Annotated in this window: 13 protein-coding genes; all 13 read left to right on the top strand. The window is 36.3% G+C overall.

Going from position 1 to position 14,002, the window contains the following annotated elements; all coding sequences use genetic code 11:
• Positions 1–62 precede the first annotated feature (62 nt).
• The 13 genes from ACSQ8P_RS29590 to ACSQ8P_RS29530 all read left to right on the top strand — a co-directional run bounded on the left by ACSQ8P_RS29590 (position 63) and on the right by ACSQ8P_RS29530 (position 13,979).
• Entirely contained in the window at positions 63–2,000 is a 1,938-nt protein-coding gene (locus ACSQ8P_RS29590; RefSeq protein ID WP_436239633.1) for a lasso peptide isopeptide bond-forming cyclase, read from the top strand.
• A 14-nt stretch (positions 2,001–2,014) separates the two neighbouring features.
• Positions 2,015–2,146, top strand: coding sequence for a paeninodin family lasso peptide (locus ACSQ8P_RS29585; protein ID WP_436238461.1), 132 nt, complete (start codon positions 2,015–2,017; stop codon positions 2,144–2,146).
• Between the two features lie 93 nt (positions 2,147–2,239).
• Positions 2,240–3,184, top strand: a complete 945-nt coding sequence (locus tag ACSQ8P_RS29580) for an HPr kinase/phosphorylase (RefSeq protein WP_436238460.1) — start codon at positions 2,240–2,242, stop codon at positions 3,182–3,184.
• On the top strand, positions 3,168–3,461 hold the full coding sequence (locus ACSQ8P_RS29575; protein WP_436238459.1) for a lasso peptide biosynthesis PqqD family chaperone: 294 nt from the start codon (positions 3,168–3,170) through the stop codon (positions 3,459–3,461). The genes ACSQ8P_RS29580 and ACSQ8P_RS29575 overlap by 17 nt, the downstream gene beginning before the upstream one ends.
• Entirely contained in the window at positions 3,454–3,921 is a 468-nt protein-coding gene (locus ACSQ8P_RS29570; RefSeq protein ID WP_436238458.1) for a lasso peptide biosynthesis B2 protein, read from the top strand. Before ACSQ8P_RS29575 ends, ACSQ8P_RS29570 begins: the two co-directional genes overlap by 8 nt.
• Before the next feature lie 50 nt (positions 3,922–3,971).
• Positions 3,972–5,753, top strand: a complete 1,782-nt coding sequence (locus ACSQ8P_RS29565) for an ABC transporter ATP-binding protein (RefSeq protein WP_436238457.1) — start codon at positions 3,972–3,974, stop codon at positions 5,751–5,753.
• A gap of 40 nt (positions 5,754–5,793) precedes the next feature.
• The gene (locus ACSQ8P_RS29560) at positions 5,794–6,858 is read left to right on the top strand and encodes a nucleotidyltransferase family protein (protein ID WP_436238456.1); all 1,065 of its coding nucleotides are present in this window, start codon (positions 5,794–5,796) and stop codon (positions 6,856–6,858) included.
• A gap of 264 nt (positions 6,859–7,122) precedes the next feature.
• Positions 7,123–7,860: a glycosyltransferase family 32 protein gene (locus ACSQ8P_RS29555; protein WP_436238455.1), complete on the top strand. Its 738-nt coding sequence runs from the start codon at positions 7,123–7,125 to the stop codon at positions 7,858–7,860.
• A gap of 16 nt (positions 7,861–7,876) precedes the next feature.
• Positions 7,877–8,830: a glycosyltransferase family 8 protein gene (locus ACSQ8P_RS29550; RefSeq protein ID WP_436238454.1), complete on the top strand. Its 954-nt coding sequence runs from the start codon at positions 7,877–7,879 to the stop codon at positions 8,828–8,830.
• A 25-nt stretch (positions 8,831–8,855) separates the two neighbouring features.
• On the top strand, positions 8,856–10,055 hold the full coding sequence (locus tag ACSQ8P_RS29545; protein WP_436238453.1) for a glycosyltransferase: 1,200 nt from the start codon (positions 8,856–8,858) through the stop codon (positions 10,053–10,055).
• A gap of 19 nt (positions 10,056–10,074) precedes the next feature.
• A complete protein-coding gene (locus tag ACSQ8P_RS29540) occupies positions 10,075–11,187 on the top strand; it encodes a polysaccharide pyruvyl transferase family protein (protein ID WP_436238452.1) in 1,113 nt (370 codons plus the stop codon).
• Between the two features lie 16 nt (positions 11,188–11,203).
• A complete protein-coding gene (locus tag ACSQ8P_RS29535) occupies positions 11,204–12,391 on the top strand; it encodes a glycosyltransferase (protein ID WP_436238451.1) in 1,188 nt (395 codons plus the stop codon).
• The gene (locus tag ACSQ8P_RS29530) at positions 12,378–13,979 is read left to right on the top strand and encodes a lipopolysaccharide biosynthesis protein (RefSeq protein WP_436238450.1); all 1,602 of its coding nucleotides are present in this window, start codon (positions 12,378–12,380) and stop codon (positions 13,977–13,979) included. The genes ACSQ8P_RS29535 and ACSQ8P_RS29530 overlap by 14 nt, the downstream gene beginning before the upstream one ends.
• The last annotated feature ends 23 nt before the right edge of the window (positions 13,980–14,002 follow it).

Genomic DNA, 14,002 nt, shown 5'->3' with positions numbered 1-14,002 from the left:
TAGTATCGTTCTTTAATAAGAACCGGTGATTCAGATATCTATTATGTGAAGAAGGTGAAATGATGAGTGCCATTGCTGGAATATACAACTACAGTCAAGAGCCAATTCAAATTGAGCATGGATATCGAATGATGTTCGATTTAGAGAAATTTCCAGCAGATGATATTCAAACATGGCATCAAGATCACGTATTCCTAGGCTGTCATGCACAATGGATAACGCCAGAATCCGTCGGTGAACGATTGCCCTACTATGATTTTGCAAGAAAATTAGCAATCACTGCGGATGCCATCATTGATAACCGTGATGAGTTATTCGATAAATTACAAGTTGAACGAGAACGAAGAGCGAAGATGCCGGATAGTGAGCTGATTCTACTAGCGTACCATAGATGGGGCGAAGAAAGTCCCAAGCACTTAATTGGTGATTTCGCCTTTATGATCTGGGATGAGAGAAAGCAGCGCATGTTTGGGGCCAGGGATTTCTCGGGATACCGAACTTTATACTATTGCGGGGAGCGGTCGTTCTCTTTTTGCTCGACGATAGAACCGCTGTTGTCATTACCACATATTAAAAAAGAGCTAAATGAACAATGGCTTGCCGAATATCTAGCTATCACGGGAATGATCGATACCGTAGATGCTGCGACTACTCCGTATAAGCAGATCGAACAATTGCCACCAGCTCATAGCATTATGGTAACCCGGGACAGCATCCAGTTAAAGAGATACTGCACGCTCACGCCAGGAAAACCCTTGAAATTAAAATCGAATGAAGAATATGTTGAAGCCTTTCAAGAAGTGTTTCAACAAGCAGTCACCGCTAGATTGCGAACTCATCGTAATATTGGCTCTCAGTTGAGTGGAGGTTTGGACTCTGGTGCAGTTGTTAGTTTTGCTGCTAGGGCTCTACGGGCTGAGAATAAAACAATTCATACCTTTAGTTATATTCCTCCCAAAGATTTTGTTGATTTCACGGCTAAACAATTAGTGCCGAATGAAAGTCCATTTATACAATCTACTGTTGATCATGTAGGTGGTATTTCCGCTCATATCTTAGATTTTGAAGGAAAAGATTCATACTCCGAAATTGATGACTTTCTCAATGTTCTGGAGATGCCTTATAAATTTTTTGAGAACTCGTTCTGGTTGAAGGGGATGTTCGAACAGGCCAGTAAACAAGGCGTAGGCGTGTTATTAAATGGTGATCGAGGTAATTTTACAGTATCTTGGGGAACTGCACTCGATTATTACGCTACGCTTATGAAGAATCTGAAATGGGTTCGTTTATTTCAAGAATTGGATCAATATTCAAAAAATGCGGGTGGGAATAGATTGCGTAGGCTGCCTATGATCGCAAAAATAGGTTTTCCGATATTAAACAAAATTCTTCCAGATAGTCCACGTTATCAATTTCCATCGCTAATTAGTGATGAGTTTGCTAAGCGTTCAGGTGTTTTTAAAAAGCTGAAGCGATACGGTGTCGAGCAGACAGGATGGTTCAATCCTCCTAATCTCTATGAGGAGCGAAGAAATTTATTCGAAAATATTTTTCCTTGGAACGCAGGTAACACATTGACCTCCAAGTTATCCTTACGTTATGGCTTATGGAAGCGCGATCCAACGAATGATTTACGTGTGGTCCGATTCTGCTTATCTGTACCAGAAGGACAATATGTTCAGAATGGATTTGATCGGGCTCTCATTCGAAGGTCCACCGAACATCTACTACCTGATAATGTTAGGCTAAATCAACGCGTTCGGGGTGTTCAAGGTGCTGATTGGGTTCACCGGATGGTGCCACACTGGCCATCATTTGTGAATGAGCTTCATGAGTTGCAAGCAGATAAGCAGTTCTTTGAGCATGTAAATGGTGAGTTAATTCAGTCGGCATTACGTAAGGTTGAGCAAGGGGCACGGACCGATTATTACAAGGATTCAGATTATAAGATTTTAATGCGAAGTATAATTGTTTATCGCTTTATGAAAAAATTTGCTTGAAGGGAGGTGATACTATGAAAAAAGAATGGAAAAAACCTGAACTAGAAGTATTAGAAGTGAGTATGACTATGCTTGGAAGCGATGGTAATGACTTGGATAACGATTTTCCAGTAGGCACTCCGCGTGGCAGTCTAACGTTTAGCTAAGAACGAATAACGACTACATAGAAAAAGGCCCTTATACAGCTACTAAGTATAAGGGCTTTATCTAACTATAGACAAATGGAGTGAGAACAAATAATGTTGGAAATTGAAAAAAAACTTGTTTATAAAGCGTTTGGATTATCCATTAGTAGTGATATTCAGATGCCAGAATTGTATCAGGTGCATAATTATGAAACCCAAGTTGACATTGAAATCGTATTTGAAGATCTGTCAAAGCTCTGGAGTGAGCACTCAGCAGTACAGAAGGACTTTATCGTTCATGAAAATAAGGTCATGTTTAAAATCCCTCAAATCGCTACATTCTGTGTGCAAAGTGGAAATAAAATCGTCGTACAACCCATTCAAGACGCTGATGAAGATGAGGTGCGACTTCTTATTCTAGGTACGTGTATGGGGATCATCTTAATGCAAAGAAAGATATTTCCTCTACACGGAAGCGCAATTGCTATTGATGGGAAAGCATATGCCATAATCGGGGACTCAGGGGCAGGAAAGTCAACATTGGCAGCGGCATTTCTAAGACAAGGATATCAGTTGCTAACGGATGATGTCATAGCTGTGACTTTAACAGAAGACAATACACCCATTGTCACGCCCTCGTATCCGCAACAAAAGTTATGGATCGAGAGTTTAACACAATTTGGCATGGAGTCGAGTGGCTATCGTTCTATTTATCAAAGGGAAACGAAGTTTGCGATTCCTGTTGCCTCTCAGTTCACTTCACAGTCTTTACCATTAACAGGCATATTTGAATTAGTGAAAGGTGAAGGGGATACAGTTAAGATCCAGTCTATTGAAAGTCTAGGTCGATTACAAACGCTCTTCTTGCATACGTATCGAAATTTTTTAATTCCTTGCTTAGGGTTAGTAGAGTGGCACTTCACTAATTCCAGCCAAATATTAAATAAGGTAGATATGTATCAACTACAGAGACCAACAACGACATTTACTGCACAAGAGCTTGTTTCTATCATTCTAAATTCAATTCATGGAGGGAAAGCACATGTTACATACTCATAATATTACTTTGGAATCAACCGTTGTACAGGGAATAGGGAATGTTGTAAGTGATATGGCAGGAGAAACAGTCATGCTCAACATTCAGAAAGGGAAATATTACAATTTAGGCGAGGTTGGAGGTGTTATATGGGAAGGAATTGCGTCACCGAGCACGGTTAATGGCTTGATTGATGCGATTATGGCGGAGTATTCAGTTGACTATAAGGACTGTCAGGAGCAAGTAGTAACTTTTCTAGAAATGTTACACAACGAAGGGCTGATTGAGGTCCGTGAATAATCTGAAGATATTTCTCTCCTACGATAGACGAACGCAATGGATATATCTTGAAGCCTTTATTATGCTGGGCTGGGCTAGGCTCATGAAGAGTAGGCCATTTGCTAAGATTGCTCCCAGCTTAGGAACGCAAATGATCGAAACATCCTATACATCAATTGAAACTGATCAAACTGTATTAAGACTTATCTCGCAAGCGATTGATCGGATGAGTAAACACACCTTCTGGGAGAGTATGTGTCTTGTGAAAGCGATGGCTGCTATGAAAATGTTAGAACGACGTCGAATAGAGAGTACGATGTATCTGGGAACAGCAAAGGATGAGAGTGGAAAGTTGATCGCCCATGCGTGGCTTCGCAGTGGGCCTTATTATATTACTGGTCACGAAGTCATGAATAGATTTACTGTTGTTAGTAAATTTGCTAAACAATTGAACAGCAACAAAGGAGGGCAATCGTTATAAATAGCGCTTGGGATTATCCAAGAAGCTGCCTAACCTTAGGAGGAAGTTAAGTGAGACATGTCTTATACTTTGCAAAAGGAATACATACATTTTCGGGAAAAATACTTTACTTTAACTTGATTGGCATGGTGTTAATTAGTTTGCTGGAAAGTGTGGGGATCTTCCTACTAATCCCTTTGATTAATCTGACTGGTGTGCTTGCGGTGAACTCCAGTGAGGTTGCCGCGGTGTCATGGATACAGAAAATGTTTCAAAGTATGCCTGAAAATGCAAGTTTACTTATCATTCTAGTATGCTACTTAGGATTGATCATAGGGCAAGGCTACTTCCAACGCAATCAAACCATTCTTAATGCGAAGATTCAACAAAGATACACACGGCATCTCAGAGAAGAAACTTATAAAGCAATTCTTCAAGCTAATTGGGGATTCTTCTTGAAGACTAGAAAGACCGATCATATTAATTCATTAATAACAGAAATATCTCGTGTAAGTGCTGGCACGCAGATGTTTCTTCAACTTATTTCATCACTTGTTTTTACTTTCATTCAAATTGGAATGGCTTTCTGGTTATCCCCTGCAATGACAGTCACTGTTATTTTTTTCGGAGTAACCTTAATTGCTTTTTCTCGCAAGTTCATTAGGAAATCTAGCTCAATAGGCGAACAAACAACGCAGCTAAGTAAAGCTTATTTAGCCGGTGTAACGGACCACTTTAATGGGATTAAGGAGATTAAAAGTAATTCCTTAGAGGATTCACATATCTCATGGATCCATACTATAGGAAAGAAATTGGAACATAATATCGTTGAAATGATCAAGTTAAACACAACTTCCCAATTTATTTTTAAAGTGGTTTCTGCATGTCTAATGACATCGTTTGTCTTATATTCGATTAAGATGTTTCAAGCACAACCGACACAGTTGATGTTGATTATGGTTATTTTTTCAAGACTTTGGCCGAGGTTCAGTGGATTGCAATCCAATTTGGAGCAACTCGGTGGAATTATTCCATCTTTTGTTCAATTAATTCAATTAAAAAACGAATGTTTGAAACAAAATGAAATAACAGATGGAGATCAGCGCAGCATCGAACCAATTCGCATTGAAAGGGAGATCGAATGTCGCAATGTGTTCTTCCGATATAACACCAATCAATCTCAATTTACACTCCAGAATATTAATATTACCATTCCTTCCAACCAAATGACGGCTATAATTGGGCGTTCCGGTGCAGGAAAGAGTACTTTGATTGATCTGTTAATGGGATTGAATCTACCTGAGAAAGGGCAAGTCCTTATTGATGGTACGCCACTAACGAGTGAAAATTTACTTTCATTACGACATGCGATTAGTTATGTGCCTCAAGATCCGTTTCTTTTCAATTCCACCGTGAAAGAAAACTTATTACTGATGAAGCCAGATGCTAGTGAGGAAGAACTGTGGACAGCTCTCCGATTTGCTGCAGCTGCGGAGTTTGTAAAGAAGTTACCTCAAGGACTTCATACGCTAATAGGAGATCGGGGTATTAAGTTATCAGGTGGGGAGCGTCAGAGACTGGTTATAGCAAGGGCTATCTTGAAAAAGCCATCCATTCTCGTGCTCGATGAAGCAACAAGCGCATTAGATACGGAAAATGAAGAGAACATTCAACAAGTGATTCAGTCGTTAAAAGGGGAAATGACAATCATTGTCATTGCACATCGACTATCAACCATACGAAATGCAGATCAAGTTATTGAAGTTGAGCAGGGAAACATCATTCAGGTTGGTGGCTTTCACGAAGTTATTCAGAAGAAGCGAAAAGCAACAGAAATTGCAACGAATTGGTGAAATAAACGTGGAGTCTACGAGTTGGAAAGGAAGATTTCTTTTGATTAAGCCGCTTATACGTGCACTTTATGAGCCATCCATGGAAATGACATTTGATGATCATTTAGCAGATCATATTATTGAGCATTCACTAACCCCACAGGTTTATCATTTACTTCATGATCAACATAAATGGTCACAGGTGCCAGTGGTTATTCAAAAGAAATTGAATATGAACTATAAACCCGTGTTCTTATTTAATATGTTTCTTAAGAGCCAGAACGAATTATTATTGGGACAGTTTGAAAACATGTGTGTTGAGGTCATGCCCATTAAAGGTGTTTACTTTGCAGAAAAATATTTTGGACATCTAGGTGCTAGAGGCACCACAGATATTGATATCTTAATTAGAAAGAAAGATATCGACAAGGCAATCGCTGTTGTTAAATCGATGGGCTTCGAAATCGAAGAAGAGGAAGTTCCAGGACATTTTCACATCAGCTATAGCAAAATCGCACCAGATACTTCGATCAAAGTTAAAGTGGAGATTCACTGGGATATTCTAAAAGAAAGTACATCTAATTTCAACGTGGCAGAGTTTTGGGATGGGGCACTAAAGGTTGGAAATTATCAATATGTCAAAATGTTATCTGACTATCATACATTCTACTTAATGTGTCTTCATGGATGGAGGCACAATTTAGATTCTCCCAAGCATTACTTGGACATCATTCAAATGATCTATGTTGTAGGACATCGCTTCAATTATGAAGATCTACTTAGAAATGCCAAGACACATCAAACTTACAAGCGGATGCTGCGCACGCTATCTATCGTCTATAATGAATATCCGATGTTAGAGAGGGTTAAGGCATTTCCTCGAAAGAAGATTTCTAGAAAAGGCCATCAATACATTGATTTTATTGATTATCAGTTTCTAAGCTACGATCATCCTTGGCATAGTTTACATGAAGTCGGACAATGGCTTGTGCCCAATCAGTTTGAAATTGAATCGCAATTAAAGAGTAATGAGAAGCGGCGTATGTACATCTTGCAATTAGTAAACTTATATAAACAACGAATCACAAGTGCGTGTAAAGCGATCTTTCTTAGATGGAGTCAGTAGCGCGAGTTGTTCTCCAATGGGATTACGTAACGAATAATTGTGTTGACATGTTCTCTATAAAGAACTATTATAAGAATATACCCGTGATGGAAAGCGAAATTGCTGGAAGTCTGTTTAGGGGGAATATGTCGAATAACCATGCCGAGTCGTTCTTTATGAAGAACAACTCGGTGGTGCTGCTTAGTTATAAAGACTTTAATTATGAGATTTTCAAGGAAGATCTTATAGTTAAGTGCTTTAATTTCAAAACGGGGAGAAAATTGAATGGAACAAACAAAAGGAATTCCTAAAAAAATACACTACTGTTGGTTCGGTAGAGGTGACAAACCAGAAATTGTTAAAACCTGTATGAAGAGTTGGCATACTCATCTGAGTGATTATGAATTTGTTGAATGGAATGAGGATAACTTCGATATTCACATGAATTCCTATATAAGTGAAGCGTATAAGGCAAAGAAATTTGCTTTTGTAAGTGACTTCGTTAGAGTGTATGCACTTTGCAATTACGGAGGCATCTACTTGGATACAGATGTGGAAGTGTATAAATCCTTTGATGATCTGCTCCATCATGATTCTTTTTGGGGATTTGAACAGGAGAACTTCATCGCAACTAGCACGATTGGATCCAAGCCAAGTAATAAGCTGATCCAGACATTTCTAGATGCTTACAAGAATACGGAGTTTATTAACGATGACGGTACTTACAATGATCTGACCAATGTCGCTATGATAACTGAAATTCTGAAGCTCAAGGGAGTCAAACTAAATGGGGAGTATCAAGTCCTTGAAGAGGAAGCTGTATTCTATCCCCAGACTTATTTCTCCCCTTATGATTATATTAACTGCAGAAGATTCATATCGGAGAAGACATACGCGATGCATCACTTTTATAAGAGTTGGTTACCTGCTAGGACAAGGTTGAAAAGTAATATTAAATTAACACTAGCCAGAATCATTGGTGGTAACAATATCGCTAAATTAAGAGCATTACTGACTAAATAGTTGGAGGAACCGAAATATGACTCTCAATGTTGTTTATTCATCTGATAATAATTACGCGCAGCATGTAGGTGTATCCATGTTGTCTTTGTTTGAGAATAATAAGGATTTCGATCACATTCATATTTATTTAATAGAAAATAAGATATCCGCGGAGAACAAAAATAAATTAGAACAGGTTTGTAAGAAATACAAACGAACGATTAAATTCCTTGGATTTAACGAAATTTCGAAGAAATTGAAGTTAAATATTGGAAATCAGATTTCACTGAATTCATATGCTAGATTATTTCTTCCTAGTGTGATCGAGAGCAGTATTGATAAGATTCTATACTTAGATTGCGATTCCATCATAAACAGTTCATTACAAGAACTCTGGAGAACAGACCTAAGTGAACATTATGTTGCCGGTGTATGTGATACCGTGAGTGAAAATACAAAATTGAAAATTAATATGGATGTTCAGAGTTCATATATAAATGCAGGTATGTTATTGATTAACTTGAAAATGTGGAGAGAAGAAGAGATCGAGCGTAAATTTGTTGAGTTTATTGCTGCGAATAACGGCCAAGTCTTTCATCATGATCAAGGAACTATAAATGCAGTTTTACATCATAAATTCAAAGTACTTCATCCGAAGTATAATGCAATGACCATATTTTTTACGATGCGAAGAACTGAGATTATGCAGTACTACGGACTAAACGACTACTACAGTGAAGCTGAATTGAAGGAATCTATAGATACACCAGTGTTTATTCATTTCACGCCAGCATTTGTTAATAGGCCCTGGGTAAAAGGATGTAAGCATCCATTGGCGTCACAATATCAGAAGTATGTAGAGATGAGCCCTTGGAAGGGTGTAGGTTTAGATGCAGATAAACGAAGAATAGTAGAAAAGATGGTTGCTGGTTTATATAATCATTTCCCATTTCGAATGGCGAATGGTATTTGCAGGATCATATTTAAATAAAGTTCGATAGACGTGGGGGATGTTTATGGAGAAGAAAAAAATACTTGTAAGCATGTACTCCATGCACATTGGTGGAGCAGAAAGAAGTCTAATTGGATTATTAGAGAGCTTTGATTACAGCGTATATGAGGTTGATTTGTTTCTATACAGGCATGAAGGAGAGTTTTTAAGTTTTATTCCTAACGAAGTCAACTTATTACCAGCTATAAAACAGTATACGACATTTGAAAGACCTATAAAGGATATTGTAAAAGAGGGTCATATCTATTTAGGATGTGCGAGAATTCTGGCTAAATTAAAAGCTAAGATAAAAAACAGAGGACTTCAAAATGACCAAGGAACGTATAAACAAATGCAATATACTTGGAATTATTCAATGCTAGGGTTACCAAACATTGAAAAAAAATATGATGTTGCTGTAAGTTTTCTTGGTCCGCATAATTTTATACTTGATAAAGTAAAGGCAAAGACTAAATTAGGCTGGAACCACACCGATTATTTTAGAGCAGTGAACCCAGATAAATATTTAGATGAAGAAATGTGGAGCAGATTAGATTATATAGTGAATGTTTCGCAGGATAGTGAGGAATCATTCCTGAAGGTGTTTCCAAATCTTGGACATAAAACGATCACAATGGAGAATATCATATCATCTAAGTTTGTAAGGGATCAATCGGACGAGGAGATCGAAGATGAGATGCCAGATGATGGTTCTATAAAAATTTGCTCTGTAGGTAGATTTTGTGATGCAAAAGGATTTGATATGGCAGTAATAGCATGTAAAAAACTTGTAGAATTAGGCTATGACATTAAATGGTATATTGTGGGCTACGGCGCGGATGAAAATTACATTAAACAATTAATAATAGAAAATAATATTAGTGAAAAATTTATATTGCTGGGTAAGAAAATAAATCCATATCCTTATATGAAAAGATGTGACATATACTGTCAGCCTTCAAGATACGAAGGTAAAGCTGTAACAGTTAGAGAAGCCCAAATTCTTGGAAAGCCAGTGATCATAACAAATTACCCCACGGCAAAAAGCCAGCTAGAGAACGGTGTTGACGGATATATATGCGAGTTGTCTGTTAAAGGGATTGTTGATGGAATAGAAAAGTTATGTAAAGACGTGGAATTATTAAATTCGGTAGCAAGCAATTCAAGGACAAGGGATTACGGTAATAAAATTGAGATGAATAAATTATATAGTTTAATAGGTTGAACTTTAAGGAGATGAGATAATGAAGATATGCACAATAACCTGTCATGATGTCTATAATCATGGTGCTTCATTGCAGGCTTATGGATTGATGAAGTATCTATCGAACTGTGGCCATGATGTTGAAATCATAGATTACAAACCAGATTACTTAAGTAACCATTACAATCTATGGAGTATTAATAATCCTAAGTGGGAAAAGAACATGTTAACAAAGGCCCTATATTTAACACTGAAAATTCCAGTTAGAATACGCGAGCGTAATAAAAAAATAGCATTTGATAATTTTACGACTAAATTCTTGAAAATAACGAAATCAAGATATAAGTCAAACGAGGATCTAAAGAAAAATACACCTCATGCAGATGCATATCTATGCGGCAGTGATCAAATTTGGAATTGTCTCCATAAGAATGGAAAAGACCCTTCGTTTTATTTGGACTTCGTACCTGATGAAAAAATAAAAGCATCTTACGCTGCAAGCTTTGCAACCGATACAATATCTGAAGCATACAAACCTGTGGTGAAAGAGCGAGTGGAGAGATTAGATGCTGTTGGTATAAGAGAAAAAAGTGGTGTCGAAATCCTACATAGTATGAATATTCATGAAGCCGTTCATGTTGTTGATCCAGTATTTTTACTAGATAAAGAAGATTGGGATCCTATTGGTACAAGAGGGTTTAAAGAAGACTATATCTTAATATATGATTTCGACAGTAGTCATCTAATAAAAAAAATAGCCATGGAGATAGCTAAAGAAAAAGGATACAAAATATATACCATACATTCAGGTAAACTTAAATATGCGGATAAGTATTTTACATTAGATGGGCCGGAGACCTTTGTATCTCTGGTTAAAAATGCACAATTTGTTATATCGAATTCTTTCCATGCGGCTGTATTTTCAGTACTTTACGAAAGGCAATTTGCTATTGTAAATAGAACCGAAGCTATAAATACAAGAATGAGGGATTTGTTGGAAGACTTGAAGCTTAACGACAGATTAGTTGATGAAAACTATGATTTAATACGGTTGTTAAGATCTATTAAGTATAAAGAGAGTAAAAATATATTAAACGAAAAGATTAGTTTTTCCAAGAACTATTTACAAGGTGTGCTATCTATTAAGAAATAGGGTGAATGGGGTTACTATGAAAAAGAAAATACTGTTTGTGATTGACTCTTTGCATAGTGGAGGGGCCGAAAAAAGTTTAATATCCTTACTAACCTTATTTGACTATGAGAGTTATGAGGTAGACTTGTTAATGTTCTTGCCAAATGGTCTATATTTTCCTTTGATACCTAAAGAAGTTCGGGTGCTAGATGTTCCTAATGCAATCCAAAGGAAACGAAACAGGGTTATGGAAGTTGTGAAAAATGGAGATTTAAAGACTTTATACACAAGAATTGGTTTAGCTCTAGATCATAGAAATCCGTATGTAAATAATAAAATGCATGGTGCTCAAATTAATTGGAAATGGATGTCAAACAGTATAAATAAACTTGATCAGAATTATGAAGTAGCAATTGCCTATAGTCAAGGTATGCCTACTTATTTTGTTGCAGAAAAGGTAAATGCAAATAAGAAAATTTCTTGGTTTAATACAGATTATAAGTCAGCTAGATATAACAAGGATTTTGATTTTAAGTATTTTAATAAAATAGATAAAATTGTAACTGTTTCAGAAGCATGTAAAGATGTTTTGTCAGAAAACTTTGAGAATATATCAGAAAAATTTGAAGTTATTTATGATATTGTTTCCCCAAAATTAATAAATGAGATGTCAATTAGAAATAGTGGGTTTGAAGACAGTAATGACGGTATAAGAATATTGACAATTGGGCGGTTTGTGGATGCCAAAGGATATGATTTGGCTATAGATGCATGTTATCTACTAAAGAGTGAAGGGGTAAACTTCAAATGGTACGCTCTTGGAGAAGGTCCCTTAAAACTGAATATTGAACAACGAATTAAGGAAAAGAACTTGGAAGATACATTTATTTTGCTGGGAGTAGATGCTAATCCATATCCATATATTAAAAATACTGATATCTATGTACAGCCGTCAAGGTTTGAAGGGAAACCTATAGCTGTTAATGAGGCAAAGGTGCTATGTAAACCTATCGTTGTTACTAAGTTTAGCACAGTAAATAGTCAAATTACAGATGAAGAAAATGGAATAATTGTTGATATGAATTCAAATGATATCTATAAAGGAATTAAAAAAATGATAGAAGATAGCAAGCTTAGACAACAAATTTGTTTGAATCTAATGAATGAGAAAGTAGGGACTGAAGAGGAGATACATAAAGTGTACGCTCTGATTGAGTCGAACTAAAGATGGTGAACCTACAATGAGAGTAAAGAAGGCGAGCATTAATGTTATTGTTAATTTACTGACTTTCATATTGGGATTATTACCTGCCTTTATAGTCAGAAAGGCCTTTTTGGATTCGTTAGGAAATGAATTACTGGGTTTAACTTCGCTATACACAAACATCATAGGTTTGCTGTCCATTGTAGAACTGGGAATAGGCAGTGCTATTATTTATTCATTGTATAAGCCTTTTGCTGAAGTAGATAAAGAAAAGGTGAAAGGATATCTAAATTTTTACTCCAAGTTCTATAGAATGGTAGGGTTTGTGGTTCTAGGGTTAGGGTTACTAATGACTCCTTTCCTAGATCTTTTTATTAAGGGCCAAGTAAACTTAATGGATGCCCAATTATATTTCCTGTTGTTTCTGATCAATACGCTGGTTACTTACTTTTTTTCTTATAAATTATGCATTCTAAACGTTGCCCAAGAAGGTTATAAAATATCAATAGCAACTACCGTAAGTAAACTATTAATCTCAATTTTACAATATTCATTGTTAAGTATTTTTCCGAATTTATATATCTATTTAATCATTCAGATCCTTATTAATCTGATTTATTATGTATTTATGAATGTATACATAGACAAGAAATATCCGTGGCTCAAACAGACATCCGGTGCTATAGAGGATGAGGAACGGAAATCATTAATTAAAAATGTCAAAGCGCTTTTTTTGCATAAGATAGGTGGCGTCCTTATATTAGGTACAGATAATTTAATTATCTCTTCCTTCGTTAGTCTGACAGTAGTGGGAATATTTAATAGCTACAGTATGATATTAGGTGCTGCGCAAGGATTAATATCTAGTTCTCTTTCGGGGGTGTCTGCCAGCGTTGGGAATTTATTGGTAGATGATAATAACGAGGTTGCGTATAAAGTCCATAGAAGATTATTTTTTCTAAGTTTTTGGATAGTATCATTTGTTGCGATTTCGTTGTTTAATACAATTGAACAGTTCGTAAGGTTATGGTTGGGAGAAGGACAAAGCTTAGATAATCTCACAATAATTCTACTTCTTATTAACTTCTACTTTTTTTTGATGCGAGGGTCCGTTGAACGGTTTAAAGAAGGTGGTGGGATCTATTATCAAGATAGGTATGCCCCATTATTAGAAGCAGCAATTAATTTAGTGGCATCTATTGTATTCATTAAATGGATAGGTCTTCCAGGTGTTCTTTTGGGAACTTTACTAAGTAACTTGACTGTTGTTTTCTGGCTTAAACCTAAAATGGTGTATAAATATATCTTTAAAAAGAAATTAGTCGAATATTTTAAAGTATACATTAAATATCTAATAATAGGATGCATACCGCTTACTATAACCCATATATTGACAATTTATCTCAAGGAGATAAATAATGTGTATGCCTTATTAGGTAACGGCATGATCCAAATCGTCGTGATTAACCTTTTCTACTTTATTATATTTAAGAAGAATGAAGATTATAAATACTTCGAAAGCTTGGGCTATATTCTACTCGAAAAAACGAAGTTACGATTTGTATCATTGCGATTGAAGCAAAAAGAAACAAAAAGAGAATTGGGTTGAAAATAATTTGTAAGTGAGGTATG

Source organism: Paenibacillus sp. LjRoot153 (assembly GCF_964253085.1).
Taxonomy (GTDB): domain Bacteria; phylum Bacillota; class Bacilli; order Paenibacillales; family NBRC-103111; genus Paenibacillus_E.
Note: the sequence above shows the minus strand (reverse complement) of the source record. Positions and strands in the feature narration are given on the sequence as shown.